26 protein-coding genes and 1 pseudogene are annotated in these 25,634 nt (G+C 34.3%); 11 read left to right on the top strand and 16 right to left on the bottom strand.

Annotated elements, in window-relative coordinates; translation table 11 throughout:
• Together JOJ89_RS14985 and JOJ89_RS14980 are read left to right on the top strand one after the other, a co-directional pair.
• Nucleotides 1-1,134 (top strand): bifunctional cystathionine gamma-lyase/homocysteine desulfhydrase, encoded by a 1,134-nt coding sequence (locus JOJ89_RS14985; RefSeq protein WP_203288187.1) that lies wholly within the window; start codon nucleotides 1-3, stop codon nucleotides 1,132-1,134.
• 87 nt (nucleotides 1,135-1,221) lie between these two features.
• A complete protein-coding gene (locus tag JOJ89_RS14980) occupies nucleotides 1,222-1,461 on the top strand; it encodes a YrhC family protein (protein WP_029566742.1) in 240 nt (79 codons plus the stop codon).
• A gap of 47 nt (nucleotides 1,462-1,508) precedes the next feature.
• Here JOJ89_RS14980 and JOJ89_RS14975 read toward each other — a convergent pair whose 3' ends face one another.
• Nucleotides 1,509-2,255, bottom strand: a complete 747-nt coding sequence (locus tag JOJ89_RS14975; protein ID WP_029279502.1) for an SGNH/GDSL hydrolase family protein — start codon at nucleotides 2,253-2,255, stop codon at nucleotides 1,509-1,511.
• Between the two features lie 237 nt (nucleotides 2,256-2,492).
• Between JOJ89_RS14975 and JOJ89_RS14970 the strand changes: the two genes are divergently transcribed.
• The 4 genes from JOJ89_RS14970 (at nucleotide 2,493) to JOJ89_RS14955 (ending at nucleotide 6,411) form a co-directional block, all read left to right on the top strand.
• A complete protein-coding gene (locus tag JOJ89_RS14970) occupies nucleotides 2,493-2,702 on the top strand; it encodes a hypothetical protein (protein WP_481825261.1) in 210 nt (69 codons plus the stop codon).
• 336 nt (nucleotides 2,703-3,038) lie between these two features.
• Nucleotides 3,039-4,184 carry a hypothetical protein gene (locus JOJ89_RS14965; protein ID WP_203288185.1) on the top strand — a complete coding sequence of 382 codons (1,146 nt, stop codon included), beginning with the start codon at nucleotides 3,039-3,041 and terminating at the stop codon, nucleotides 4,182-4,184.
• Nucleotides 4,162-5,094 carry a hypothetical protein gene (locus JOJ89_RS14960; protein ID WP_203288183.1) on the top strand — a complete coding sequence of 311 codons (933 nt, stop codon included), beginning with the start codon at nucleotides 4,162-4,164 and terminating at the stop codon, nucleotides 5,092-5,094. Before JOJ89_RS14965 ends, JOJ89_RS14960 begins: the two co-directional genes overlap by 23 nt.
• Before the next feature lie 12 nt (nucleotides 5,095-5,106).
• Nucleotides 5,107-6,411 (top strand): hypothetical protein, encoded by a 1,305-nt coding sequence (locus JOJ89_RS14955; protein ID WP_203288181.1) that lies wholly within the window; start codon nucleotides 5,107-5,109, stop codon nucleotides 6,409-6,411.
• 336 nt (nucleotides 6,412-6,747) lie between these two features.
• On the opposite strand, the gene JOJ89_RS14950 is transcribed toward JOJ89_RS14955, so the two are convergent.
• The 5 genes from JOJ89_RS14950 to JOJ89_RS14930 form a co-directional block, all read right to left on the bottom strand.
• Nucleotides 6,748-7,203 (bottom strand): hypothetical protein, encoded by a 456-nt coding sequence (locus JOJ89_RS14950; RefSeq protein ID WP_203288179.1) that lies wholly within the window; start codon nucleotides 7,201-7,203, stop codon nucleotides 6,748-6,750.
• Nucleotides 7,204-7,296: 93 nt separating this feature from the next.
• Nucleotides 7,297-7,671 carry a tetratricopeptide repeat protein gene (locus tag JOJ89_RS14945; protein ID WP_203288177.1) on the bottom strand — a complete coding sequence of 125 codons (375 nt, stop codon included), beginning with the start codon at nucleotides 7,669-7,671 and terminating at the stop codon, nucleotides 7,297-7,299.
• Nucleotides 7,672-7,865: 194 nt separating this feature from the next.
• The gene (locus JOJ89_RS14940) at nucleotides 7,866-8,543 is read right to left on the bottom strand and encodes a DUF2711 family protein (protein ID WP_203288175.1); all 678 of its coding nucleotides are present in this window, start codon (nucleotides 8,541-8,543) and stop codon (nucleotides 7,866-7,868) included.
• A 78-nt stretch (nucleotides 8,544-8,621) separates the two neighbouring features.
• Nucleotides 8,622-9,572: a DUF4288 domain-containing protein gene (locus JOJ89_RS14935; protein ID WP_203288173.1), complete on the bottom strand. Its 951-nt coding sequence runs from the start codon at nucleotides 9,570-9,572 to the stop codon at nucleotides 8,622-8,624.
• A gap of 186 nt (nucleotides 9,573-9,758) precedes the next feature.
• The gene (locus JOJ89_RS14930; RefSeq protein WP_203288171.1) at nucleotides 9,759-10,067 is read right to left on the bottom strand and encodes a hypothetical protein; all 309 of its coding nucleotides are present in this window, start codon (nucleotides 10,065-10,067) and stop codon (nucleotides 9,759-9,761) included.
• 119 nt (nucleotides 10,068-10,186) lie between these two features.
• On the opposite strand from JOJ89_RS14930, the gene JOJ89_RS14925 reads away from it, so the two are divergent.
• Nucleotides 10,187-10,795: a hypothetical protein gene (locus JOJ89_RS14925; protein ID WP_203288169.1), complete on the top strand. Its 609-nt coding sequence runs from the start codon at nucleotides 10,187-10,189 to the stop codon at nucleotides 10,793-10,795.
• Nucleotides 10,796-10,842: 47 nt separating this feature from the next.
• Here the strand turns inward: JOJ89_RS14925 and JOJ89_RS14920 are convergent, their stop codons facing one another.
• Together JOJ89_RS14920 and JOJ89_RS14915 are read right to left on the bottom strand one after the other, a co-directional pair.
• On the bottom strand, nucleotides 10,843-11,244 hold the full coding sequence (locus JOJ89_RS14920; protein WP_203288167.1) for a DUF3888 domain-containing protein: 402 nt from the start codon (nucleotides 11,242-11,244) through the stop codon (nucleotides 10,843-10,845).
• Nucleotides 11,245-11,331: 87 nt separating this feature from the next.
• Nucleotides 11,332-11,706 carry a hypothetical protein gene (locus tag JOJ89_RS14915; RefSeq protein WP_203288165.1) on the bottom strand — a complete coding sequence of 125 codons (375 nt, stop codon included), beginning with the start codon at nucleotides 11,704-11,706 and terminating at the stop codon, nucleotides 11,332-11,334.
• A gap of 1,028 nt (nucleotides 11,707-12,734) precedes the next feature.
• Here JOJ89_RS14915 and JOJ89_RS14910 point away from each other — a divergent pair.
• On the top strand, nucleotides 12,735-15,911 hold the full coding sequence (locus tag JOJ89_RS14910; protein WP_203288163.1) for a type ISP restriction/modification enzyme: 3,177 nt from the start codon (nucleotides 12,735-12,737) through the stop codon (nucleotides 15,909-15,911).
• Nucleotides 15,912-15,984: 73 nt separating this feature from the next.
• Here JOJ89_RS14910 and JOJ89_RS14905 read toward each other — a convergent pair whose 3' ends face one another.
• From JOJ89_RS14905 to JOJ89_RS14890, 4 genes are all read right to left on the bottom strand, one after another.
• Entirely contained in the window at nucleotides 15,985-16,494 is a 510-nt protein-coding gene (locus tag JOJ89_RS14905; protein WP_203288161.1) for a hypothetical protein, read from the bottom strand.
• The gene (locus tag JOJ89_RS14900) at nucleotides 16,478-17,398 is read right to left on the bottom strand and encodes a tyrosine-type recombinase/integrase (RefSeq protein WP_203288159.1); all 921 of its coding nucleotides are present in this window, start codon (nucleotides 17,396-17,398) and stop codon (nucleotides 16,478-16,480) included. Before JOJ89_RS14900 ends, JOJ89_RS14905 begins: the two co-directional genes overlap by 17 nt.
• 344 nt (nucleotides 17,399-17,742) lie before the next feature.
• Nucleotides 17,743-19,449, bottom strand: coding sequence for a recombinase family protein (locus tag JOJ89_RS14895; protein WP_203288157.1), 1,707 nt, complete (start codon nucleotides 19,447-19,449; stop codon nucleotides 17,743-17,745).
• 218 nt (nucleotides 19,450-19,667) lie between these two features.
• Nucleotides 19,668-20,549, bottom strand: a complete 882-nt coding sequence (locus tag JOJ89_RS14890; protein ID WP_203288155.1) for a tyrosine-type recombinase/integrase — start codon at nucleotides 20,547-20,549, stop codon at nucleotides 19,668-19,670.
• 143 nt (nucleotides 20,550-20,692) lie between these two features.
• Here JOJ89_RS14890 and JOJ89_RS14885 point away from each other — a divergent pair, with 143 nt between their 5' ends.
• From JOJ89_RS14885 to sigK, 3 genes and pseudogenes are all read left to right on the top strand, one after another.
• Nucleotides 20,693-20,842: a hypothetical protein gene (locus tag JOJ89_RS14885; RefSeq protein ID WP_203288153.1), complete on the top strand. Its 150-nt coding sequence runs from the start codon at nucleotides 20,693-20,695 to the stop codon at nucleotides 20,840-20,842.
• Nucleotides 20,843-20,864: 22 nt separating this feature from the next.
• Nucleotides 20,865-22,493: a recombinase family protein gene (locus tag JOJ89_RS14880; protein ID WP_203288151.1), complete on the top strand. Its 1,629-nt coding sequence runs from the start codon at nucleotides 20,865-20,867 to the stop codon at nucleotides 22,491-22,493.
• Nucleotides 22,480-23,025 (top strand): annotated as a pseudogene (sigK, locus tag JOJ89_RS14875) (RNA polymerase sporulation sigma factor SigK); the annotation flags it as partial. The gene JOJ89_RS14880 and the pseudogene sigK, both read left to right, overlap by 14 nt.
• Before the next feature lie 172 nt (nucleotides 23,026-23,197).
• Here sigK and JOJ89_RS14870 read toward each other — a convergent pair.
• From JOJ89_RS14870 to sda, 4 genes are all read right to left on the bottom strand, one after another.
• Nucleotides 23,198-23,338: a YrzI family small protein gene (locus JOJ89_RS14870; RefSeq protein WP_081414169.1), complete on the bottom strand. Its 141-nt coding sequence runs from the start codon at nucleotides 23,336-23,338 to the stop codon at nucleotides 23,198-23,200.
• A 42-nt stretch (nucleotides 23,339-23,380) separates the two neighbouring features.
• Nucleotides 23,381-23,521 carry a YrzI family small protein gene (locus tag JOJ89_RS14865; protein WP_081414168.1) on the bottom strand — a complete coding sequence of 47 codons (141 nt, stop codon included), beginning with the start codon at nucleotides 23,519-23,521 and terminating at the stop codon, nucleotides 23,381-23,383.
• 717 nt (nucleotides 23,522-24,238) lie between these two features.
• A complete protein-coding gene (gene pssA / locus JOJ89_RS14860) occupies nucleotides 24,239-24,778 on the bottom strand; it encodes a CDP-diacylglycerol--serine O-phosphatidyltransferase (RefSeq protein ID WP_029279506.1) in 540 nt (179 codons plus the stop codon).
• 423 nt (nucleotides 24,779-25,201) lie between these two features.
• Nucleotides 25,202-25,342 carry a sporulation histidine kinase inhibitor Sda gene (gene sda, locus JOJ89_RS14855; protein ID WP_029279508.1) on the bottom strand — a complete coding sequence of 47 codons (141 nt, stop codon included), beginning with the start codon at nucleotides 25,340-25,342 and terminating at the stop codon, nucleotides 25,202-25,204.
• Nucleotides 25,343-25,634 lie beyond the last annotated feature (292 nt).

Genomic DNA, 25,634 nt, shown 5'->3' with positions numbered 1-25,634 from the left:
ATGAAACAGAAAACGAAAATGATTCACGGGGGCATTGTCGGAGACCCGCACACAGGAGCGGTATCAACACCTATTTATCAGGTAAGCACCTATAAACAGGACGGAGTCGGCAATCATAAAGGATTCGAGTATTCCCGCACAGGAAACCCTACCCGCCATGCTTTGGAAGAGCTGATCAAGGATCTTGAGGGAGGTCATGCAGGCTTTGCATTTGGTTCCGGCATGGCTGCCATAACAGGCGTCATGATGCTGTTCAACAGCGGAGATCATGTGATCCTGACTGATGATGTTTACGGCGGAACATACCGTGTGATGACAAAGGTTCTGAACCGTATGGGCATTGATTCTACTTTCGTTGACACAAGCGACCTCTCTACAATTGAAGCTGCGGTAAAAGAAAACACGAAAGCCCTGTTCATTGAAACACCGACAAATCCGCTTCTTAAAATTACGGACGTCGAAGCGGCAGCGGCACTTGCGAAAAAACACGGACTGCTGACGATCGTAGACAACACGTTCAGCACGCCCTACTGGCAAACCCCGCTTTCAATGGGAGCTGACATCGTCCTGCACAGCGCAACAAAGTACATTGGCGGACACAGTGACGTAGTCGGCGGCCTTGTAGTAGTCAGGTCTGAAAAACTGGCAGAAGAACTACACTTTGTTCAGAACTCTACAGGTGGAGTACTTGGTCCCCAGGATTCATGGCTTCTGATGCGCGGCATTAAAACACTCGCTCTCCGTATGGAAGCACATGAGAAGAATACGGCAGCCATCGTTGATTTTCTAGTGGAGCATCCGGCAGTTGAAAAAGTATTCTACCCGGGCCTTGCAAATCATCCTAATCATGAAATTGCGAAAAAGCAGTCAGGCGGATTCGGCGGAATGGTTTCGTTTGATGTCGGCAGCGAAGAAAAGGCGGAAGAAGTGCTTTCAAAAGTAAAATACTTTACTTTGGCAGAGAGTCTTGGCGCAGTTGAAAGCCTGATTTCAGTTCCGGCTAAAATGACGCATGCATCCATTCCGGCAGAGCGCCGAAGAGAGCTTGGCATCACAGATGGCCTGGTCCGGATTTCAGTGGGCATTGAAGATGCGGAGGACCTTGTTGAAGATCTGAAACATGCATTAAACTAATTCCTCTGCTGCCTGTATTTGCCTGCATCATTGCCTGCTCTGATATGTTAAGGTTTTTATAGACACATATTCAGGCAGGTGATTGGTTTGAATACAAAACAGATGAAGCATTTAATGACAGACTTTAAGAGATATGCTTTTGTCCTTCTTGCAGTCAGTGTATTTTTATATATCGGCATGCTCGTCCCTGCAAAGGGCGGGGAGCCTGGCGACATTCAGGAATACGCGATGATGGGCACAACTGGACTTTTTCTTATAGGGGCCTTTTACTGCTTTAAACGTTCTCTGGCATACAAGAAACGGCTGGATGAGCAGGATCAGGCATAGTCTTCTACTATAAACAAAGAACCCGTTCTTATCTGAACGGGTTCTTTTTATTGGTTAAGCACCTTGCTCTTTAAGATGGATTCATAGATCAGCTTTGCTCCATGCGGAGTCATATGATTTCCGGATGGGTCAATAATTCCTGCTTTAAGCAGCAGTTCATCAGAGTCGCCTCCGGCAGCCTGCACCATGGTCGTCCAGTTGTCAATTAAGGTGATGTCATTTTTAAACGCAATTTCGCGGGTAATGTCATTATAGGAATTATGCCAGTTCCGTGCCCCGTCTGTATGGGAATAGAGTTTTTTCGGATATCTCGTGTAGTAAAGCTTGTCATGGCCGTTTCCTTCAACTATAGGAAGGCATGTCATCAGAACGGGTTTTCCGCCGTTCTTTTTAATCTCATTTACATAGTAAAGCAGATTTTCCCTGAAGCGGCTGTGTGTGACTTTTGGCTGCCCGTTTGGCAGAATCACAGCATCATTCGTTCCAAACATGATGAAAACAAGATCGGGTTTTGTGTTCAGCACATCCCGTCTAAACCGTTTTCTTGCATCCTCAGTCGTTTCTCCTCCTACTCCTGCATTATGAATGAACGTCTGTCCATCGTTTACAGGGAGAGTGGATTTGACGAGGTTTACCCATTTATCTGTATCCTGATAATTTCGGATGGTCCAGTTTGCTCCGCGCGTGTTGCTGTCGCCAAAGGCAACAATGGTATATCTATCTGATCGGTTTCCGCAGCTGATCAGCAGCAGAAAAAACAAAAGAAAAGCAGCGAGAGACAAGTATTTTTTCAAAAAAAACAACCTCCAACATAAGATGGCCAAGGGCTTGACAGCACCAGCATTCATTATTGATGAAAAAGAAGGAAGAATCAATAGAGTTTTCAAAAATGTCATAATGTATGCGCTTCATTTTTGGTGAAAAACTGGAAGGACTTCCGCAATCTTTCGTAGTACAGACACTTTCACACCCTTCCGGACATAGACTTGATTATAGGCAGCTGCCTACAATCTGTTCGTGGAGGTGGGTCAATGTCAGGAGTTTTAGCTGCATTAGGATACTTATTAAAAGAGCTGGTCTTTTTAGTATCTTATGTCAAAAACAATGCCTTCCCTCAGCCATTGTCAGCAAGCGAAGAAAAAAAATACTTAAGGCTGATGGCAACAGGGGATGAGCATGCCCGTAATATGCTGATCGAGCACAATCTGCGGCTGGTGGCGCACATCGTCAAGAGTCTATAATCACGAAGGAAAGTCAAAGAATCCAGAATAAATATATATTGAAAAGTGCCTTTATATTAAGAAAATCAAAGGGCAAAATGCATCTCTATAAATTGGACGAGCCATAAAACGGACAACATAATATCTGTAACATATAAATGTTTTTTACAAAAGAAGCCCCTTTATTTAACTGGTATAATCTCGAAAATATTCTGTGCTGGCAATACAAATAAAATTTACTTTTTATTTGAAAAAAAGTATAAGTTTACCTTTAATAAAATAAATATTAAGTTTATTATATTAATTAAACAACGAATGGAAAAAATTATTAAATTTGGGTTAAAAGGTGGTGGGAAATTGAAAATTAAGGACTTTAGAGAAATGTCTACATTATTTGAAGACGTCTTAGATAGAAATCATCAAAAATTTAAAAATAATCAGGTTCAAGCAACCAACCAATTGAAGTCATATATTATCGAAAATCACATTAGTAAATCAAATGATAAAGAAAAATATATACATAAATTTTTTGCAAAATTGAATGCGAAAATACGTAAAGTTGATTTTCAATTAAAATCCACTGAAGAGAGTAATTTCTTTATAAATCATTCAGATTCAGATCAAGGAGATATTTATATTGATACCTCTAATGATAGATATTGGGTTTTACATTCTATTTCAAAAGCTGAATTCAGTGATTATTTTCATTCATCCATTCTTAAAATGAAAAATGTAGATCAAATGTGGTTGCCGATACCATTTTTGTTGGGATTGAAAAAATTCGGGAACACATATGGATTAGGTGTATCATTTACAGAATATCTAAAAAGAGAAGAAATTGATGATTTAATATTAGACAATCAGGATACTTTGAATATGAACATTAAGCGTCTATATGTAGAACCGTTAATAAGTCTTCTTATGAGAGACGAACAATTAAAGACTATCGTAGGAATAAATAAAATTAGCCTTTTGAGTCCTACTAATGAATCAGATAAATCATATATTGTAGATGATATAACATTTAACGGGAAAATAACTGCAAAAGGAAATTCATATTTTAAACACGAGCACATATTAAAAAGCGTTTTACAAACTTATGAGAATAAAGTTTTCGAAATAGAAAATAAATATTCATTAAATTTTAATACAAATAAAAATATGATTGACGGAAGACCAATAGAGATTAGTTTAAATAGAAAAGATATAGACCTAATAAAATTAATCGAAATCCTTTTTGCCGGTAAAAAACCATTTAATTTATGGGGAATACCTGATTGGGTAAATGAAAACTTTTGTAGAGTAAGTGCAGTGGATCTTCATATGGGTAATTTCGGTAAAACGTTAGAATTTGAAATATCAAAGGATAAAATTGTTGTTGTATTGCCTTTGGGCTCCTGTGGGAATTCGGTTGCTAGACTTTTAACAAATATACATCAATCAATTGATGCCACCTCTGTAATGAAAGGAGATAGTGGAAGTGAGTTCTTCGAAATTATATAGCGAACTTGATTTATTAAATATCTTGATAAGTCTATGTATGCAAGAAAATAATGCAACGAATAATATATTCTTTCAAGAAGGATATTCCATAAGTGCTATAGAGCAATCAATAAAATTAACAAAAGGCGATGTTAAGTTTGATTTGCTTCTTTGGAATAAAGAAAAGTGCATCTGTTTAGCATTTGAGTTAAAGGGATTAAATGCTTCCAACCTTTCTAACGATCAATTAGAAAGATACTGGAAAATTAACTGGGACGAATTTTTAAAACTGTCCAATATAGATAATGATCAAAACCTCACAAAGTGTCAGGCACTCATTGGTGTGAATTTAAAAAAAGCTCCTAGTGTGCAAGAGTTTATTAGCAAAAATAAGTACGGTTTTCCTATTTTGGGAGTTGGAGTTAAAGCAATAGAGGTTTTTCACAATGAGGTAATCGATGAACAAATAGCAGAAAAATTAAAAGATACAAATGTTAATATCGATGTTCCCTTTAAATACATCTATTATGATAAAGATTCAACACTGTATGACATTGCTTCAAGATTATTTGTAAGAATATACGCCTTAGGAAAACAAGATATAAATAACTTGAATTTAGATAAAATAATACAAGAATGTTATTGCAGCATTCCAAATTTACATAAAATAATTGGAGCAGATGTGAAGAAATCGGTGTTAACAAAAGTGAAGAAAATACTAAGATTGGCTTCTAATGAAGAATTAAAAGATTATTTATCTTGGCTTCCTGAGAAAAAAGTGTGGCAGTTAAGTAAGATTAAGTCAGGCTCTCATTATAGTACCGACAAAGCTTATAGAGACCTAAGTTTAAAGTTACTTGAAAGATTGAAAAAAGAACCTGCTGAGAAAAAAGAAAGTTATCAGCAAGTTACAATATTTGACATAATTTAGATTGGAGAAAAAATGGACAGAGACCTTGTTGTAACTCCCAATAATATAAAAGTTGGTACAAGTGATGAAATTTATTTACTTATAAAAAAAAGTATTCTTAATGTCAGAGAAGAAATGCAAGATAATCCATACATTGAAGAAGCCATTAGAGTTTTACCAGTGGGTGGTTATAGAAGTGCAATCGGAGCTTTTTGGAATGCAGTAGTTGATGATTTAAGAAATAAAATAATCTTTCGAAGTACTACTCTTTTTAATAAAGAAATTGAATTACAAAGGGAAATTAAGAGCTATGAGGATTTCCAAAATTACGTAAATGATGATCAACTTATTGAAGGAGCGTATAAGATTGGTGTTATTGGTTGGGAAGCTAGCAAAGTTTTGAGGCACGCAAAAGAGACGAGACATATTTTTAGTGGTCACCCCAAAAGTACAGATCCCTCAATTATTAAGGTACTTGCAATGATGGATGACTGTATAAAATATGTGCTAAATGAAGAATATCCTATGCAAATAATAGACTTAGAGGAGTATATGTCTATTATGGCTACCGAGCAATACGACCGTAATGCAATAGGAATAGAAAATGCACTAGGTGATTTACCTGAAAAATATAAAAATGAATTAGCAAATCGATTATTTACATCTTATACTCATCAAAATAGTAGTACTGTAATGCGTTCTAATATTGAATTTTGTGCACCAATTTTGTGGAAGGTTCTTTCTAGACAAGTAAAGATGCAAATTATTAGGAGAGTAGATCAACAAATAATCAGTGGTAACAGCACATCTATTCATTTGTCTTTTTCCTTTGTAGAAACTGTAGGTGGAAATATTTATCTTACGTTAAATGCTAAGAAATACATTATTGAGCCGGTCATTAACGAGCTATTTGATAATCTGGATGTGTTCAATGTTGAAGATAAATGTGTAAAAGAATTAGAGAGGTTTGCAGGGAGCGTTCCTATTGAATTGTTATATAAATATGTAAACGCATTAACCCAAACTTATATTGGGCACGTTGGTGGTTCTGCAAATTATTCTAGGACTGATTTTTATGCTAACGGAGCCAGTATTAGAATACCTGGGATGTTTGAAAAATTTGATGATGCAGCAGCTGACGCATTTATTGATGCTTTAAAAACCAATAAGAAAATAAAGAAAAGAATTAAAAATCCTGCTAAACTAAGAAGATTAAGATCCTTGGGTAACATTGTGTTAGAAAGAGTGTCTGAAAATTATCAAGACAAATCTATTCTTCTTAATCTTATCGATGAAACAAAAGAAAAAGAATTCTTTGAAAGCATAAAACAAATTTAAGGTTTAAAGTAACGGGTTCAGTTTAAAGGTGCAAACTGCTAAATAACAGGTTAAATAACATATCAATTAGCATACTAATTCGCATATGAATTGGTATGCTTTTTTGTTGATATATAAGGGATGACTTGTAATTCCTATTCATATTTAACCTATCAAATCTCATAGAAATCAGCAGGACTTTGTTTAGCAGCAAAGTCCTGCTGATTGAGGTGCTATTTATATTGCTATTTGTTAACCGGTATTACAGTACAGCAAAAAAAAGAACTCCAACTTTAAATTGGAGTCCCCTTTCTTATTCCATTAAAGCCCCCGATTGTTAAACAATAATTTAGAGAATTATCTAAGTAATGTCTTTAAAGTTTCTTCAATATCATTTTCAAGGTCATTCTTAGATAAGTCATATAAAGTTCCAGAACCTTTGAAGTAACCACCAAAGTAATACCATAACTCAATGGCAGCATAAAAATCATTATCAAATTCCAGACCGTCGTAATTTATTGCTATTTGAGACCGATACTCTTTTTCAAGACACTTCTCAGCAGTTATATCGTCAATTTCATCACCATCAATATCTCTACAAATCCATATTCTTAGATTCTTCTTTCCTTGATTTTCGAATATCCTTGAATATTTTCTTTCAAGAACCTTAGTTATATCTTCTGCTATCCTTTCTAATTCACCAATTTTTCTTTGCAACTCTTCGTTTATCTCATTTTCTAATACTGAAATATATTTTTCATCCATCTCATTCTGCCTCTGATTTATAAAAAATCTTCTAAGTTTTTCAAGCAAATTACTCCCTCCAGTTACGCAGTATCAGTCAATTCACTTAGTAAATCGTCAATTTACTAATGGAATAGCTACACATTTATGTCGATCAAATGGTTAGTTCAAGAAGTTACCCTTATTTATCTTTTCAAGTAGCCTTTTAGCAGGACCGTAAGTTGCATTTCTAATCAATAACTTTTCCAAAATTTCTTTAGCCAACCACACTTTCCCATCAAATACTAACTCTTCTGCATATTGCAGCGTCACTTTATCCTGCATTGGATTTTTTTTATAAGCTATTTCTATATTCTCTTTAGCTTCTTTATTTTTTCCTAACTTCTTTAAACATTCATAAATTCTCGCATAAGTACGTGAATGTTCATCTAATTTATTGGATTCAATAAAGGATTGTAGGGAATTTTCATAATCCTCATTTTCGAAATTTTCTAATCCTAAATAATATAAGTTACGTGCCTTTTCATATTTGTCCATATTCTTGTTTACCTACCCACACCTGTTTGAGATTCATAAATCATAATATTTTTTATTGAGCTACCCTGTCCAATCCACAATAAGAAAAGGCGATCCACTTTGCTGCAATCGCCCCCGATTGCTTAATAAAACTAACTAAAATGGAAGTGGTTCCTTATTAAAATTAAATAAACTTCTAAGTTGTAAGTTCCCTTTTAAAAATACCAGTCAATAAATGTGTTTTTTGTACATACGACAGCTTCGCAATTCATCAATTGAACTGTATGCTCAATATTTTCTTCATTCGTAATCAACAAGGTTGCAAAGGAGTCAAATAAACTCATAAAAGCGTTATCCATATTTTCATCAGTAACAATTAACTCATTACCAGATAGATTACAAATTTCAATGAGCGTAGTATCATATAAATTTAATGAACCACTATTACCGAATGTTGGCTCTGAAAAATACAATTTATGAGCACCTTTTGAGTAGAGCACAGTCAGTAAATTCTCTAACAAGAATATAGATGTACTATCCTCAGCTGGATAATACAGGTCTTGGTTTAGGGATGAATTTAACTTGCTAGCCAAATCAGCACGTTCATATTCTTTCTTGAGAGCACCGGTGGAAGTTAACAAGGCAACGGCTATTTCTTTGTAAGATTTTAATCCGCTAAGATTCATAATTTCCCGCCAAGAAATAGGCTTTCCAATATTAAAAATCTCTTCATTACTTGGATAGATGTGTTCGTAGGGGGTTTTTCTCACATTTCCCTCCCAACCTGAGGGCATTTGAACAAAAGGGTGAAGTAATAAGGCTGCGGATTTAAAGTTCTTAGGAAGCTGTTTTAAAATAGGTGACTTGTCATCAACCCAAATATAATCTAACAAATTTTTACCTCCCTTTAGACCTGACGCGGTTATCCTTTCTTGGATAATCGTCCAGGACTTCTGAAGATCCGTACAGATTTAATCTCGTTTCGGTCTATCGTTAAACTCTTTGTTTCTTAAAATGAAATTCAGATCGACATCTCCTTCTTCTTCGTCTGTTTCTGGATAGTATTGCGAAATGAATTCACTTTCGATCAGCTTCTTTGAGATCCGTAAATAACGAGAGTATACTTCAGTACCCGGCCCAAGTTCTTCTCCTAAAATAAAACAATCCAACGCCTCAATAAATTTCCAATTCACACGTTCATCGTAAGGATTGGTATATTCAATTTCTGCCTCTATAGCTTTTTCTTCAGCAATTGAATAAGCATCATTAAAAGATGTTGCTTTCACCAGGATGATACTTTCTTCGTAGGTTTTGTGAGTATTATTGTAGTTTTTGTCTATTGTTTCGGGGTCTGGTTTTCCGGTGATAATACACTCGAATAAGAGTTTTACCGAGAACCATTCACAACTTGTTTCCGTATTTTTTTCATTGTTGAGTGACGAAAGAGCGTGTAATGTTTCTTCCAAGATTTCTTGTTCTTGCGTTAAGGAATGTAGTTCTTGTTTTATCTTAGTCATACAATCTAACAAGACTTTATCATCAATATCATTTCTTATTGATTGAATTAACTGATAAGACTGTGCCTTAACTTCAAAATTCCCTGTAATTAAATGATAAACCAACGTATCTAAATGCATTGAGCAATCAAATGGTTCTAACGCATATAATAAAGTACCACGGTTCCCTAAAGTTTTGGGGTGATTTAAGACATCAATTATTGGTTGCAAAGCTGAGTCATCTCCGATATCACTTAATGCAACTGCTATAGAATTTCTTAACCTTGCACTTTTGGTGTTTTTCAAAAATTCGACTAGTAAAGGAACTGCTTTCAATTCCTTTTTAATTCCAATATCGTCCAAAAGGATTTCTGCTTTCTCGGTTTCTTCAGATTCTAATAGTCTTCTTAGTAAATCTAAATCCATTTCTAATCTCCCTTTTAGAACAAATTTCATAAATGTTATGATTCCATAAAACAGGCGTAAATCCCTTCTTGAGTCAACGCCCCTGATTATTGTGCTTATTCAAAAACCCTGCCTACTAACTCAATAAGAAAAGGCGATCCGCTTTGCTGCAATCGCCCCCAATCGTGGAATAAGATCCAGGTAATGTTAGTCGCCAGCAATATGAATTTTACCTATTTCAAACCTAGAAATTGTAGCGATAAATGCTTCGTACTCTGCAAGGTGATTTGCAGGAATAAACAGCTTGTAATTAATCAGGTCTGATATTAAATTAGATAACCTCTCACCTGAAAAGGTTTCGTCTGTAAGATAATAATCACTTAATTTCCTAAGTTCCATATAACTACGCCACGTCTTCTTTGAATTGAAAATCTCACTATGGAGTTCTTCTGATATTTCAAAAATGTCCTTTAGTTTACATCCATCACAATTGTATAAAACTACATCAAACCCCATTTTGTTACCACCTTGTATTTTTAGTTATACTGGCTATTATTCTTTACTTTCTTCGAAAAGAATTCAATAAAAGAAGCGATTATCCCTTCTTGGATAATCGCCCCCGATCGTTGAATAATGTGATTCAGCATACATATTCGATTTATGCAAATAATATCCTGAATACTTCAACAAAGAATATTAAAAAGGAAGTGGTTATTATTAGGATTGTCGTGCTAGTCTGCCTTTTATTTATTGTACCTATAATTAAGTCGGCAAATGCAAGCGATAGTGTTGATAGGACCTCGAGTGATTATTTTCAGATTGGTTACGGATACATCTATGAGGAACTTCAGATCAGTTGTGAGCACTTTAAAAAGAAAATTGTACTACCCAACAGGTTACCTCCAATAACATTTACCCATAGTTTTGGCCGATTCTCTGATTTAGATGGAAACCTTAATGACCAGTTTGAAGTTGTTTATGTAAATGAAGATAAACCTAAAAACACATACAGTTTATCGGTTAGGCCGGTTAGAAACGGTATTAAGTTTGAAAATAAACACCCAACACAAATCGTTAAATTAAAGGACGGCAGCACAGCTATATTTTCAAAAAGGGTAAGAGGTTTTAATCTAATGGTGGTTGAAAAGTTTGGCTTCCAATACATTTTGAGCATTTCTGATGAAGTAAATATAGACGCAAAAGAAGTATTAGCTGAAATCGCCAATTCAATATCTGACCAATAACATTATATGGGGGTGAAAATCTTCATTTATTGCCCCCGAGTAGTTAATTAGTTAAAATCAACTACCGGATATGTTTTTAAATGTTTAAAATTAATTAATTCTCCATCTGTATTTACTACAATTTCATCTTCTCCATACGTAATATGGGCTCGATAATATGGGTAAATTTTTAATGTTAGTTCATAACCTCCGCCCATACCATTCAATTGTTTGATTTTCAGAATCTGAGTGCTGTATGCATCCCAGGTAAGTGGCTCAGGTACATCACTATCATTTTTATAGATCTCACCAATCGCTTTGTTTATTTGGTTGCTATTGCTTAAAATCAGTGAATATTTTAGTGCATCGCATAACTCACTATCCGTTTCATTGATGGTTGCTGAAAAAACTGGATTATTAGTACCAATCAGTAAAAAAGATAAAAGAATTGTTGATGCAACCCTTTTCATAAAAATCACCTCAACCTTAGTTTCCCACACATTGAGTTGGTTATTAAGAGTTTTCAGCAATCGTCACCGTTAGCTCAACAAAATTTTTTAGTTCTTCCGTCTACATTGTTTAAGGCTTTCTTTTTCAGAAATACCTTTTTGAATTGTAACTTTGTTTATTTTAACACCATATTCAGGAGTATCAGTCAGAATAATATTGATCTTATCATACGGACCATTATGATGCCCGTCGTAGTTTAAAGCACTTGCATAAACGTTATGTCTACGTATGTCACCTTCTACCCTTTCGATTTTATCTATTTTTGGACACAAGATGAATTCTGAGTAAGTTTTGTCAAGGTATGAATAGTTCCGAGAATATAAAGCTTCTTCAAGCAACTCTTCTTTAGGAGCTCCATAGCTTTCATATTCCCAACCTACCAAGAGTAATCCAACAATGACTAATATGACTAATTTGTTCACGAATTATTACCACCTCTGGATGTAAGTGTTATAGGTATTTTTCCATCATATTAAGATTAAATACCTAAATAACAGCTACAAACGGGTTAGTTTACGATATAAAAAATACATCGTTTAATATCCCTATAGTTGAATTAAACTGTCCTTTAGTTTAAGTACATTTCTTCACAATCTCACACAGATTTTTAACATAATTATCCTTTTTTCTTGGAAGTATTATTCCATTAAACTGCCCTTTAATGGAATAACCGACATTTCCATTTTATCACAATTGCCCAACCTCCTGTTTAAATTTCACAAATAAAAAAACACACCATCTTAGCTGTTAAATGGTGTGTGAATTACTTTGTAATTTCCTGTTTTGCACCTCTGAACCGAACCCGTTAGGTTTAAAGGTACCTTTTAAGATTGTAGTTATTTATAAAAATAGTTTTTTATAGGGTGAAAAACTATAATTAATCTGTTAAATACCTCAAATTCAATGCGGAAAGATGAATTTTGAGGTTTTTTTTGATGGAAAATCCAATTTTAAAGATTTTACAATTCCTTCTCCTAAATTTATCTTTTAGATAACACAATTAAGGGGCTGGTAATGGTGAAATTTAATAAAGCTTATGTCTACGAATTAAATAACTTGAATAATAAAAAAATTCAAGATCTAAAACTACAGGTTCTGTATTATGATTCAATGACAGAAATAAAGATGAATGCATTTTTTATAAAGGTTAAAACTCCAAGAGAACTTAATTGGATGTTTGTAATTACTAATAGGGATTTTCATAAACGGCGAAATGAATACCTTATTGTTGCAGAAAATGCTTATTCTGCAATGTTCACGGAACTTAAAAAAAGGTATAACGTTAGCCCGCATAAAATATATGTAGACCATATTAGCAATTTAAAGTTTCCTATTAGTTATTTTAAATAACGCTAAGACCAATTGAAATAAGTAACAATTTTATGCATAAAATGATAAAATATTCCTACATAAATAGTGAATAAACTAAAGTGAGTTGGGGATAGTTTTTATGCAAATATCTGATTATTTGAATCAAATTGCTAAACGTTATGCTTCTGGAATTTCCAAAGAACACAGTTATAGAGGGGATCTAGAATCATTATTAAGAAATTTAACTACTGGTATAGAAATTACAAATGAACCAACCAATGTAACTGATTGTGGTAATCCGGATTATGTTTTAACCAAAGATAATATTCCTGTAGGTTACATTGAAGCAAAGGATATAGGGAAAGATCTCAATTCTAAACAATATAATGAACAATTCTTTAGATACAAGTCTGCATTAGACAACTTAATTATTACGGACTACTTATGGTTTAAGTTTTACAAACAAGGAGAATTAGTTTATGAAGTAAGGATTGGTACTATTGAGGGTTCCAAAATTACTCCACTAAATGAAAATTTCAATCACTTTAAGGATCTTATTCTTGAGTTTGTTGCCTACAGTGGTCAAACAATTAAATCTCCGAAAAAACTAGCTGAAATGATGGCTGGAAAAGCCAGGCTTCTACAAAGTATTTTAGCAAATGCAATTGTTTCAGATGAGAAGACCAGAGAAAATACATCTTTAAAAGACCAATATGAATCCTTTAGAAGAATTTTAATAAATGACCTGACACCTGAAGAATTTGCTGATATTTATGCTCAAACTTTGGCTTATGGAATGTTTGCAGCACGTCTACACGATACTTCTTTAGAAGGTTTTGATCGAAAGGAAGCAGCAGAATTAATACCTAAAACCAATCCGTTTCTAAGGAAGCTATTTCAATACGTAGCGGGTTACGATATCGATGAAAGGATAATAACCACAGTCGACAATTTAGCTGATGTCTTTAGAGCGACAGATGTTAAAGCAATACTTAACAATTTCGGTAAAAGTACACAGACTACAGATCCCATCATTCATTTTTATGAGACTTTCTTATCTTCTTTCGACCCGGATCTCAGGAAGGCTAGAGGTGTGTATTATACACCGGAACCTGTTGTTAAGTACATTGTAAAAGCTGTTGATTACATTTTAAAGAAAGATTTTTCATTAGGTCGAGGGCTTGCTGATACTGCTAAAACTAAAATTAAAAAAGAGATTGTTGGGTTAACAAAAGGCACTCGTAAAAGAAAAGCAGTTTATGAAGAACTAGAAGTTCACAAAGTGCAAATTTTAGATCCTGCAACTGGAACTGGCACATTTTTAGCTGAAACAATAAGGTATATATACACACATAACTTTCAATCAATTCAAGGTGCTTGGGGACAATATGTAGAAGATAATCTTATACCAAGAATTTATGGCTTTGAATTATTAATGGCTTCGTATTCTATGGCACATTTAAAATTAGATATGTTATTAATGGAAACAGGGTATGAAGCAAAAAAAAATCAGGACCAACGATTTAATGTGTATCTTACTAACACTCTAGAGGAGCATCATCCAGATACGGGTACATTATTTGCCAATTGGCTTAGTAGTGAAGCCAATGAAGCCAATTATGTTAAACGAGATTCACCAATAATGGTTGTTATGGGAAATCCACCGTATTCGGTTAGTTCAAGTAATAAAGGAGACTGGATACAAAAGCTTTTAACAACCTATAAAAAGGGCTTGGACGAAAAGAAAATAAATTTAGATGATGACTACATAAAATTCATTCGGTATGGCCATTACTTCATTGAAAAAAATGGTGAAGGTGTTTTAGCATACATATCGAGTAACAGTTTTTTAGGCGGAGTTACACACAGAAAAATGCGTGAACAGTTAATGGAAACATTCGATAAAATTTATATATTAGACTTACACGGAAATTCAAAGCAAAAAGAAACTGCACCTGATGGTTCTATAGATCAGAATGTCTTTGATATCGGACAAGGAGTTTCAATAAATATCTTCATAAAGAAAAAACAGAAAAATGCTAAAAAGCAGAAAGCTATTGTATATCATAAAGATCTTTATGGTTATAGAAATGACAAATATGATTTTCTTAATTCGCAAACCATTCACACAGTAGAGTGGAAGAAACTACAGCCTATAGAACCTTATTTCTTCTTTACAGATAATTCAATGCATAACAATACGAATTACGAGGATGGGTTTTCTGTAGAGGATCTCTTTATTGAAAAAAATACTGGAATTCAAACTAAAAATGATAAAATGACTATACATTTCACTCGAAATGAAATAGAAGAAATCTTACAGGACTTAAAATCTCTCGACGTGAATCAGTTAAGAACAAAATATGGAGTTAAAGATGGAACTTGGACAATTGAGAATGCAAAAAAGGACATATTAGCCGAAAATTATGCTGTAGTACCAATATTATTTAAGCCTTTTGATGTTAGATATACTGCTTTAACACAAAAATCCGGAGGTTTTTTGGGAAGACCTAGGTACAGAACAATGAAGCATATGTTGTTAGAACAAAATGTGGGACTGTTGGTAAGTAGGCAAAATAAATCAAATACTATCGATAGTTTTCTTGTAAGTAAATATGTTTCAGAAATGAAGTGTGCCGAACGAACCATACAATCATATCACTTACCTTTATATGTTAAAGATGAAGAAAGTTTATTTTCTGAGTCAAAACGCTTACCAAATCTTAATCTAGAGCTAATAAGGAAAATAAGCGAAATGCTTAATTTAGAATTTTCTCCGGAGAAAGAATTGGACCAAAAGACATTTGCTCCTATCGATCTGCTGGATTACATTTATGCAATATTGTATTCAAATAAATATCGGAAAAAGTACATTGAGTATATGAAGATTGATTTTCCACGGATACCGTATCCTAATGATAATGAAAAATTTTGGGAATTAGTAAAATTAGGATCCGAGCTAAGAGAAGTTCACTTAATGGATAAACTTTATGAGGGAGCAGTTCAGACCAAATACCCAATTGATGGTGATAACAAAATCACGAATAAAATTGTTAAAAAGAATTGGGAAATAACAAATGAAAGCTTGAGACTAGGTCGAATATGGATAAATGAACACCAATATTTCGATAATATTTCTGAGGAATTATGGGGATTTTACATAGGAGGTTATCAACCAGCACAAAAATGGCTAAAGGATCGAGTGGGCAAAAAATTAGATTATGAAGAAATCCTGCATTACCAATTATTAATTGAAGCATTAAAAGCAACAGGCGATATTATGAAACGAATTGATGATGTCATCATTTTAGATTGAACAAATTAGATTATAGGGATCTTGTGTGTGTTTTCCTTGGAGGTCACATACAAGATCCCTATAAAAATTCGCTTTAAAAAGCCACTTTATTCAACAGTGAATCCAAGTATAATTTTAGCTGCTCCTCAGGAATATCTGAGATGAGGATGTTTTTAACTGCATTTTCCCAGTCATCAAATGATACAATTTTTTTCCTGAGATAAAGATTCAATTCTTTAGATAGCTTGGTGTTGAGCTTTCTTTCAATCATTTCTGATACAAATACCAATAAATAATTTGGCACTTGAGCACTGCTGGAATTTTCAGTGTTATCTAAATTTACTTCTCTGTTTTTTGAAAACGGATCCTCTTCTTCAATGGCAATGTCTTCAGGAGCATCTGACTCTTTAATGATAAGTTGAATTGTGCTTGTATCGACCCATTTGGCGATATCTGACTCAACCCACTTCTTTGACATTCTCGTGAAAGAAGGTTTGTTAATTTTTAAATCTTTAAACAATTCATTATCAATTTTCACCCTCAGGTTTTCATCTGCGTATTCATACAGGAGTTCATCATATATCTGTTTAGAACGCTTTGTCATTAATACCCCTCCTTAAATCCTTAGATTCCAAAAGACTTTTTTGAATGTTTTTCATCTTCTCATCATTAGTACTAGTCACATAAATTTGTTTCATTCTTTCGTCTTTCCAGCCAAAGTTTTTCAAAAAAATTGAATTTTCTATCTTGAGTTCATCAAATTCATTAGCTAAGTTATTACGGAAAATATGAACTCCTTTAAAACTGACATTAGATACCGCCGATAGTTGCTTGATTATTCTGTAAATTTCAAATCGATCAGGAACCGCTTTTTTATCTGATGAAAAAACGTACGTGTTTTGATCGGGCTCTGAAAGATATATATAAAGCTGATCGAAAAGATTGGAAATCTCACAACATATAGGTATTTCCTGTAATTCACCTCCTTTTCTTTGTAAGGTAATGTACGAATTTTTTCTGAAAACATCTTTCCATCTTAATTTTGCTATTTCGGAGGCTCTGGGAGCAATGGTAACTAGTAAGATCATTACCAACAAGCATCTTTTATCCGTACTGTTTTTAGCCTGCTTAACTAATTCTTTAATTTCTCGGTTTTCATATGGAGCTCTATAACCACTATTCGGCTTCTTTCTGCAAATGGTATTCGTCTTCTTTAGAGTTATACTGACAAAGTCTTCATCCTTGAGCCACTTAATAAAACCAAGCAAAACTTGCCTGCCCAAATTAAATGTATTTGAGTTGTCATACTCTTCGTGCCATTTTTTTAGGCATTTATTTATGTGATCAATTGATATCTCTGATACAAAAGTTTCATTGCATTTTGGTAAAGTAGCTGTGAATTTGTTTAGCCAAAAAAGTTTCACTTTGAAGGTATTTTCAGTTGTTACTAAGCCGAGATAGGTCTCAATTGTTGATTTTACAGATACGCAATTAGGTTTTTTGCTCATTCAAAATCAGCTCTCTCCTTTGTATCTAATGATTTAATCGGGCATCACCCTTTTTTCCATATTAATGAGATACTTTTGCGGGGATTCAATATATTTTTGGACCTTTTTTATTTTTTTTTATTTTTTTTGTTTTTCTTAAATAAATAAGAGTAACAATCACCCTTTTGTTCATAATAAAAATATAGTGATCACATCCTTTTGTATTGTAGATAGCAAAAAAATCTCAATATTTACAAGGGGTATCGCTAAGTTTTCTGAGTTAGACAACTTTCTCTTGTCGGGGGGAGTTGTCTAATCATATTATTTTGCATAGCCATAATAATAAACATTCTAAAAATTACCACTTAAAAACTTAAGATTCTATGTATAAAATGGAATCTAGATAGCATAATACCATTGAAAGTAAAAAAAACCCTTTCAAATATAAAATAAGGAAAAAGGTGCACATAAGAGTTGTTATGTGCACCTTCTTCCTTATTTCTTGCTTCGAAATTGTCTAGGCTTAATTTTAGCTCTATAAAAAGCTCTCCCTGTTCGTTCAACTGAACCTTACTTATTACATCAAGGAGCATTCTACGCTGCACTTCTGGTTTAACTTCATAAATTTTGTAACCCCAATTTTTCAACTTCTCACTTACCTCTTCTAAAGTCCAAACCTTTTCTTTTAAATCGTTATAATATCTTTTTTGGTGTGAAAGTTCAGTTTGCAAATTTTTTAATTCATTTGTTCTTAGTTCCAACCTTTTTTCGTATTTCTTTACGATCTCTATTTGAGTTGATGCTTCAAGGTTTTCAAATATGACTTCAATTTTACGATTCATTTCTGAAACTCTTCGGCTAATTTCTTTAATCCTTATTTTTGTTTCACAGATTGCTTCTGTTTGCTTGATTTCAAGCTTATCTAATGTTCTGTCATAATTACTTGGCTCAAATAATTTACAACACTTGTCGATGGTAATTTTATGGAGTATATCTGCATTAATTCTTTTTACATTGCAAATACCTTTATGTTTTCCTTGAGCATATAAACCGCAGCTGTAGTATATATACTTCCTATATGATTTTTCTCCGGTTCTCTTAGAGATGTATGAGTACGAATTATCTACTCCAATCATTTTGTTACCACAGCTGCAATAGAGAATTTTACTTAGTAAAAAATTTGTTTTTATTTCTCTAGGCGTTACAGTATAATTTCGCCTATTCAACTTTATTTGCTCTGCCATATCAAAAATGGTAGGGGGGATGATGGGCGTGTCCATTTCTGTTGATTGAATTAACCCATTACTTCCATCATCTTTATTTAGTCTAATATATCCTTTATATATAGGGTTAGAAATAATTGACTTAATGTTTGAAGTGGACCATTGCTTTTCAATACCTTTGTTATTTCTAAAAGGAATATTTTCATTATTAAGCTTAATTGCAATGCTCCTATAACCTAATTTTTCATAAACGTAATAATGAAATATTTTTTTGATTACCTCGCTCTCATTTGGAATGGAGATTAGTGAGGAAGTTTCTTTGTCGTAATATAACCCATATGGTGGCTTGCCGGTTTTCCATAATCCTTTTTTTGATTTCTCTTCGAAATAAGACTTCACTCTAATTGAAGTTAATTTAGGCTCAATAGCAGCGATAGATGTTATTACCGATTCAAGTAAATTCCCATAGATATCATCTTGAATGTTAAGCTCGTTAGGATCGAGATAAACAATTTTCACTTTAGCTTTTATTAAAAGATATTTTATTATGTGGAAATCATTGGATCGATCTAATCTGTCTCGTTTAAAAACCAAGAGTGTTGAAAATAATCCTTTTCTTGCATCTTCGAGCATCCTATTTAATGCAGGTCTTTTTAAATAGTGTATCTTGCTAGCGGAAATACCCTGTTCACAATAATCAAGAAGGTGAATTTGTTTATCTTGCTTCATAACAAAATTTTCAGCTAAAGCATATTGAGTTTCTAAAGATTCACCGTTTTCAACCTGTCTATCCGAAGAAACTCGTCTGTAAACTGCATAGAAGTCTTCACGAGTATTATTATTTGTCATAAAATACCTCTTTTCAGTGCGGATTCATTTCTTAGATGTCTTTCCAGTATTGATAAAAGCCACTTAACCCTACAAAAGCTTGTTTTCATTTTTTGAAAAATGCTGATTTCTATTTGCAAAAGACGAATGAAAAATCCAGTTATTTATTTCTTCATACCACAGATCTCCCGAGTTTTCTTGTACTACGAAGGTTACCTCTTTTACAGATAGTCTTTTTTTCATACTTCATCACTCCATACATTTTTTAACTGATCAAAGGTAACGTGCGTATAGATGGCTGTAGTGGTAATTTCTTCGTGACCCAACCATTGCTGAATTAAACGAATGTCAACGCCATTTCTTAACAATTCAGAAGCAAAGCTATGCCGAATCTTGTGAGGCGTAATACTCTTATTAGATAGACCTGAGAAGACAAGGTATTTTTCTGTAATTTTTTTTAGACTTGAGTTGGAAAGTTTATTGTTTTTTTGTCCTTTAACAATGTAACCCTCCCAATTTGATTCTGATTGGAGGTTATATTTCTGAAGATACTTCATTAATTTCGGGTGAATTGGTACCAAACGTTCCTTATTACCCTTACCAGTAAATTTAATTGAACCATCGATGAAATTTATGTGTTTCCATTTTAGATTTAATAATTCATTTCTTCGGCAACCTGTGTATCTTAATATGCTAATGCAAATTAGATCTCTCATTCCTGATGTTTTGTTGGGGTGTCTTTCAGCTGTGAAAATTAACTTATCCAGTTCTTGAGTAGTCAGAAAAACCGGTATGTTCCTCCTTTTATTTGGTAATCTAACTTTTCTAAATGGGTTTTCAGAAATTATTTCCTCGTCCAGTAGAAAGTTATAGAAAGAATTTACTGCGTAAATTTTTCTTCTAACTGTATTGCCTTTGTAGTTTTTTATTGTGTATAAGTGATGAACGTAATCTTTGCAGATGCTTTTTTTTACGTCAATAATTTCTAAGTCCGTATTAACGTTCAAAAAATCAATGAAATCCAAAATATCCCTCCTGTACGCGGATAAAGTGTGAGAAGAGCTTTCTCTTTCGAATTTCAAATAAGTAATGAAATTGTCTAAAGCAGTTACATAATCCATAGCCAGGCTCCTATTCAAGGGAATTATTGGTTAAGCACATAACAACTCTTATGTATCAATGACTGAGCATCAAGGTAATTAAGGGAGCAATGTGTACGAGCATTCCCGCATAGATATAAGTTAGAGCTATAGGGGGGAGACCTATGAGAAAACCGATTAAAATAAAGCTTAGTGATAAGGATGAATTTTTAAAAACCAATGCGAAGTTGGATTCAAACCATCCATTATTCAATGCGAAGAAATCCATTTTTAATTTCTTATTAAGAAAAGCGTTTGATTTGAAAGACAAATAAATCAGTCAACAGGGTGAGTACATTGAAAACAGCTATCTATATACGTGTATCAACTGGTTCGCAAGCAATTGATGGATATAGTCTTGATTCTCAAAAGGAGTTATGTTTTAAAAAAGCTACAGAGCTTAATGTCAAATCAAGCGAAATTAGTCTGTATAGAGAAGAAGGAGTTTCAGGAGAAGACTTGGATAGGCCGGAATTGAACAACTTAAGAGAAGATGTTTCTAAAGGGTTAGTAAAGACAGTTATTTGCGTACACCCTGACCGATTAAGCAGGGATCTAACCGACAAACTCTTAATTTGTAGAGAGTTGCAAAGATTCGATGTAGAACTCATCTTTGTGGATACAGAATATAAGAATACTCCTGAAGGTCAACTCTTCTTTAATATGCAAAGTTCAATTGCTCAATATGAATTAGCTCTTATTAAAAAAAGAACTACGAGAGGGAGACTAGAGGCAGTAAGAAAAGAAAAGAAAGTTATGCCTATGAGAGTACCACCTTATGGGTATGATTTAACTAATTCACAACTTACAATAAATAGGGATGAAGAATTCTTTGTAAAAAAGATTTATGAATGGTATGTATATGACAAATTAACTCTTCGTGAAATTGGTAATAAGCTATATGAACTGGGAGCTGAACCAAAACGAAAAGAAAGTAAGAATTGGAATGCAAGTTCTATTAGACGTATTCTTACATCGCCAATTTATACTGGAAAGTATTATTACAATAGAAGAAAGTCTAGAAAAGTTAAAGGTGAAAGGACCGCATCTGGTAAACCTCGAAAAGAGTATACGGTTAGGGATCCTACAGATTGGATTATCATAGACGTTCCAGCTCTAATTGATGAAGACTTATTTAAACTTGCTCAGGAACAAAAAGTGAAAAACACAAAAAAGTCTGGTAATCAGAAATATGAGTACCTTTTAAAATCTATATTAAGATGCAGCTATTGTGGAAGAATGTACCAAGCAACGACCTACAATAGTAAAAAGAATAAAATCACAGGAGAAGTAAATAAATATCCCGTATATAGGTGCCCTAACCTATTTCCCAAAAAATATGGGCCTAGTGTTCAAAAATGTCAAAGTAGGTCCATTAGAGCGGACCTATTAGAAAGTTTTATTTGGAATACAGTAATAAAAATAATTAATTCACCTGAGGAGTTAATTGGCACTTTTAAAGAAAATCATCTAGGTTCTATAGATGATATTGAAATTACGCTCAAAAGGCTAGGAACACAATTGAACAAAAAACAGAAAGAAAGGGAGCGGGTTAAGCAGCTTTTCGTCAAAGGGTTTATAGAAGAAGAAGAAATGTCTGCTGAATTTCTTAAAATTTCTTCTGAAATAAAAACTTTGGATGAAGAGCAAAAGAAATATCAAAACTATCTTAATGACTACAATGCCTATATTAGTGATGAAAACTTAATCAAAGAAGTTATTTCAAATGTTTCAAGTATGCTTGAAAAAAATTCATTCTTACTGTCATTTAAAGAAAAAAGATACATTATTGAAAATTTGATTAATGAAATAGTCTTGAAATTTGAAGAAGATCTTGAAACAGTTAATGTAACAATCTTAGGAGCTATTAATGCACCGTCTCAGAAATCAGACCCTGAATTGAGTTTGCAAAATCAAGAAATTTGAAAATACCGGCGAGGACTCGGAGGACCTTATTTCAATCGGCACGATTGGTCTGATAAAAGCAATTGAAAGCTATTCAGAAGGCAAGGGCACAAAGCTCGCTACGTACGCGGCAAGATGTATTGAAAATGAAATCCTCATGCATCTGAGGGCATTAAAGAAAACCAAAAAGGACGTCTCCCTTCATGATCCGATCGGCCAGGATAAAGAGGGGAACGAAATCAGCCTGATTGACGTGCTGAAATCAGAGTCAGAAGACGTCATCGATACGATTCAGCTGAACATGGAACTAGAAAAAGTAAAAGAATTTATCGATATTCTGGATGAACGGGAGAAAGAAGTCATTGTAGGCAGATTCGGCCTTGACCTGCAAAAAGAGAAAACGCAGCGGGAAATCGCAAAGGAGCTGGGCATCTCAAGGAGTTACGTGTCGAGGATCGAAAAGAGGGCACTCATGAAAATGTTCCATGAATTTTACAGGGCGGAAAAGGAAAAAAAGGGCCAGCAGAAGGGCCGGCAAAAGGGGAAGGGATGAAAAAAGCGAAGATCTTTTAAAAAGATCTTCGCTTTTTTATGTTGGTATATGTCAGGTTTCGGCCGGCTCCGCTTTTCTAGCCGGTATCCTTCTCCACATTAAGGTGCATTCTGAGTTTCATTTGAATCATCATTTTCGCTCTCTCCTTTCGTTTTTTAAGTATGGTGGGGTGTTAGTTTCCGTTATACATTTGGAAGCATTTGTTCATCATGGCTTCATAAGATTTGTAGACTTGTTCTTCGTGGTGGATCTCTTCGATTGATTTTTTTCTGCGTTCGATTGTCAGGCTTACAAACAATAGGTTGATCGTCATATCGTTTCACCTCCTGTTTTTCTTTGTTGTTTTTTTTGTTCATTAGATGCCGTTATACATTTGGAAGCATTTATTCTGCATGGCTTCGTATGATTTGAAAACTTGTTCTTCGTGCTGCACTTGTTCAAGCGTCTGTTTTCTGCGGTTGATTGTAAGTGATACAAATAATAGGTTGATCGTCATTTTTTCTCACCTCCTTTAAATGATAATAATGAGTTCAGGTTTTTGGTAAACGATACCGTTCCTTTCCGCTTCAGTCCACTCTCGTAATATGCATCATCTAATGCCTGCAAATTTTGCGAAAAGAGCATTTAAAGACACAAAAACGCCACAGGGCATACCTGTGGCGTGTCGCGTTTTATAAAAATGGACATAAAAACGCCGCAGGAGAATGCTACTCAACCTGCGGCGGTAAGGACAATAGGATAATTACCGTTTACCAGTTCGGCCGAATAGACGTATATTCAATTGAGCTGCATTCCATTGTGCTGACACTGACATGATTGACATTTGATTCGACCTCCCTTTTCGTAGTTTTGATTACAATGGTAATTATATCCACGAAAGGATAAATTGTAAACCCTTTTTTTGAAAAATAGGCAATATTTATTAAATGAGCTGACAATCTATGGCTATAGCCTATACCAATTAGTTGAGTGTCACATAATTTAGAGGGAACAGTTTAAAAGGAGGTCTTACTCATGCGCTCTTGCACACCATTCTACGGACCGCCTGCACCATATCCTTATCCTTATCCCTAAGCACCTTACGCGGGCTTTGGCTATTGGTACGCTTTTATTGTCGTATTGCTGATCCTGCTGCTTGTTTTAGGAGGAGGCTATTACTACAATAACTATTGCTGCAAATAGCCAAAAAAAAACACCTCGGCTGAGGTGTTTTTTACATTTTGCGGATTCTGAAGGATGAGATCATACAAAAAGAAAGAATCATCAGAAGGAACATATAGGAATGCACCGGCATGAAGTCTTTCCATAAATAACTGAGGGTGGCGATGCATCCGGCTGCTGTTATTGGCAGTCCACTGAAAAATCCGCAGTTATCTGTAATGTTAAATCTGGCAAGTCTGAAAGCACCGCATCCTATAAATAAAACGGCGAAAAAAGCTCCCGGCGCCCCGAGCTCAAAAAGAATTCCTTTATAAATAAGTAGTGCCGGAGCAACACCAAATGATATAATATCACTCATTGAATCCAATTGTTTGCCGAGTTCGGACTCGATGTTGAATTTTCTGGCAACCATTCCGTCAAACCTGTCAGCAAGAGCAGCAAGAAAAATAAGCAGAAGACTCAGCTTCAGCACGTCGTTAAGAGTATAGATAATGGCGAAGCCGCCCAGTCCAAGATTCACAAGGGTCAGCATGTTGGCGGTATTTGCTTTTATTTTTTTTAATGTGGCATCGATATAGCCTGCTAAAAACATAATGGCACTTCCTTAAATAGCATAAATGACCTATTCAGGCCTACTTTTATTCTATGCATGATATTGACAGTAGTAAAGATATTTTTTTGGAGGATGAACATTTATAACAATAATTTTCCAATGATTTCTTTATAAATAAGCATGAAAAAAGAAGCATGAACATTTGATGATAACCCAAATCATGTGATTCGTCCAGGTTAATCATCAATCCATGTTAAGCCAGGCGCTGTTTATAAATACGATTGAATTGACTCATGCTAAGGAAAGGATGAAAAAGGAGAGGAGCTGGCTTATTTTTTGGACCGGCTGCTGTTCTCCTTTTTGAAAAGAATAAAGCGGCATTTGCAGAGTCTCGGGGAGAGGTTAAGGTTTTCGCGGGATTGGCTGATAAGCGCAAAAGAAGAGAGCTTCACGTTTTAAAAGTCAGCTCGAAGCTTTTAAAACGTGAGTCAATGACCGGCGTTTGATCTCTTTTTTGATCAGTTCTATAAAATCTTCGCTCAGCTGCATTTCTGTCGCTTTATAGTAGGATTCAATGAGCAGTTCATCGGAAAGTTTTCTCATAGGATCGCCGGCTTGCCGGCTTGCACCTCCATTATGGAAATAATGTTCTATAAAGTAAGCACCATGCATATACTTTTATGTTATTTTCTTCTAGTAAATCCAATCTAACACGAAATATAAAATAGAACAATCGTTCTGTTATCCACAGAAGAAAGTGGATAAGCTGTTAATATCTTGTTTATAATCCTATCAGCAGAGGAATCTATATGAGTGAACAATGTGAATAGACTTATCCACAGAACGGAAGGCCGAACATTTTGTCGAAAAATTTACCGGATTTCTTCTGAATTTC

Source organism: Metabacillus sp. cB07, from assembly GCF_016839225.1.
Taxonomy (GTDB): domain Bacteria; phylum Bacillota; class Bacilli; order Bacillales; family Bacillaceae; genus Bacillus_P; species Bacillus_P indicus.
This window is presented reverse-complemented; position numbering and strand designations above follow the sequence as displayed.

Excerpts from the sequence above, each read along its gene's own strand:
- JOJ89_RS14985 (WP_203288187.1), top strand. The coding sequence starts at position 1 with ATGAAACAGAAAACGAAAATGATTCACGGGGGCATTGTCGGAGACCCG.
- JOJ89_RS14970 (WP_481825261.1), top strand. The coding sequence starts at position 2,493 with ATGTCAGGAGTTTTAGCTGCATTAGGATACTTATTAAAAGAGCTGGTC.
- JOJ89_RS14955 (WP_203288181.1), top strand. The coding sequence starts at position 5,107 with ATGGACAGAGACCTTGTTGTAACTCCCAATAATATAAAAGTTGGTACA.
- JOJ89_RS14945 (WP_203288177.1), bottom strand. The coding sequence starts at position 7,671 with ATGGACAAATATGAAAAGGCACGTAACTTATATTATTTAGGATTAGAA.
- JOJ89_RS14935 (WP_203288173.1), bottom strand. The coding sequence starts at position 9,572 with ATGGATTTAGATTTACTAAGAAGACTATTAGAATCTGAAGAAACCGAG.
- JOJ89_RS14930 (WP_203288171.1), bottom strand. The coding sequence starts at position 10,067 with ATGGGGTTTGATGTAGTTTTATACAATTGTGATGGATGTAAACTAAAG.
- JOJ89_RS14920 (WP_203288167.1), bottom strand. The coding sequence starts at position 11,244 with ATGAAAAGGGTTGCATCAACAATTCTTTTATCTTTTTTACTGATTGGT.
- JOJ89_RS14910 (WP_203288163.1), top strand. The coding sequence starts at position 12,735 with ATGCAAATATCTGATTATTTGAATCAAATTGCTAAACGTTATGCTTCT.
- JOJ89_RS14905 (WP_203288161.1), bottom strand. The coding sequence starts at position 16,494 with ATGACAAAGCGTTCTAAACAGATATATGATGAACTCCTGTATGAATAC.
- JOJ89_RS14900 (WP_203288159.1), bottom strand. The coding sequence starts at position 17,398 with ATGAGCAAAAAACCTAATTGCGTATCTGTAAAATCAACAATTGAGACC.
- JOJ89_RS14895 (WP_203288157.1), bottom strand. The coding sequence starts at position 19,449 with ATGACAAATAATAATACTCGTGAAGACTTCTATGCAGTTTACAGACGA.
- JOJ89_RS14890 (WP_203288155.1), bottom strand. The coding sequence starts at position 20,549 with ATGGATTATGTAACTGCTTTAGACAATTTCATTACTTATTTGAAATTC.
- JOJ89_RS14885 (WP_203288153.1), top strand. The coding sequence starts at position 20,693 with ATGAGAAAACCGATTAAAATAAAGCTTAGTGATAAGGATGAATTTTTA.
- JOJ89_RS14870 (WP_081414169.1), bottom strand. The coding sequence starts at position 23,338 with ATGACGATCAACCTATTGTTTGTAAGCCTGACAATCGAACGCAGAAAA.
- JOJ89_RS14865 (WP_081414168.1), bottom strand. The coding sequence starts at position 23,521 with ATGACGATCAACCTATTATTTGTATCACTTACAATCAACCGCAGAAAA.
- pssA (WP_029279506.1), bottom strand. The coding sequence starts at position 24,778 with ATGTTTTTAGCAGGCTATATCGATGCCACATTAAAAAAAATAAAAGCA.
- sda (WP_029279508.1), bottom strand. The coding sequence starts at position 25,342 with ATGAGAAAACTTTCCGATGAACTGCTCATTGAATCCTACTATAAAGCG.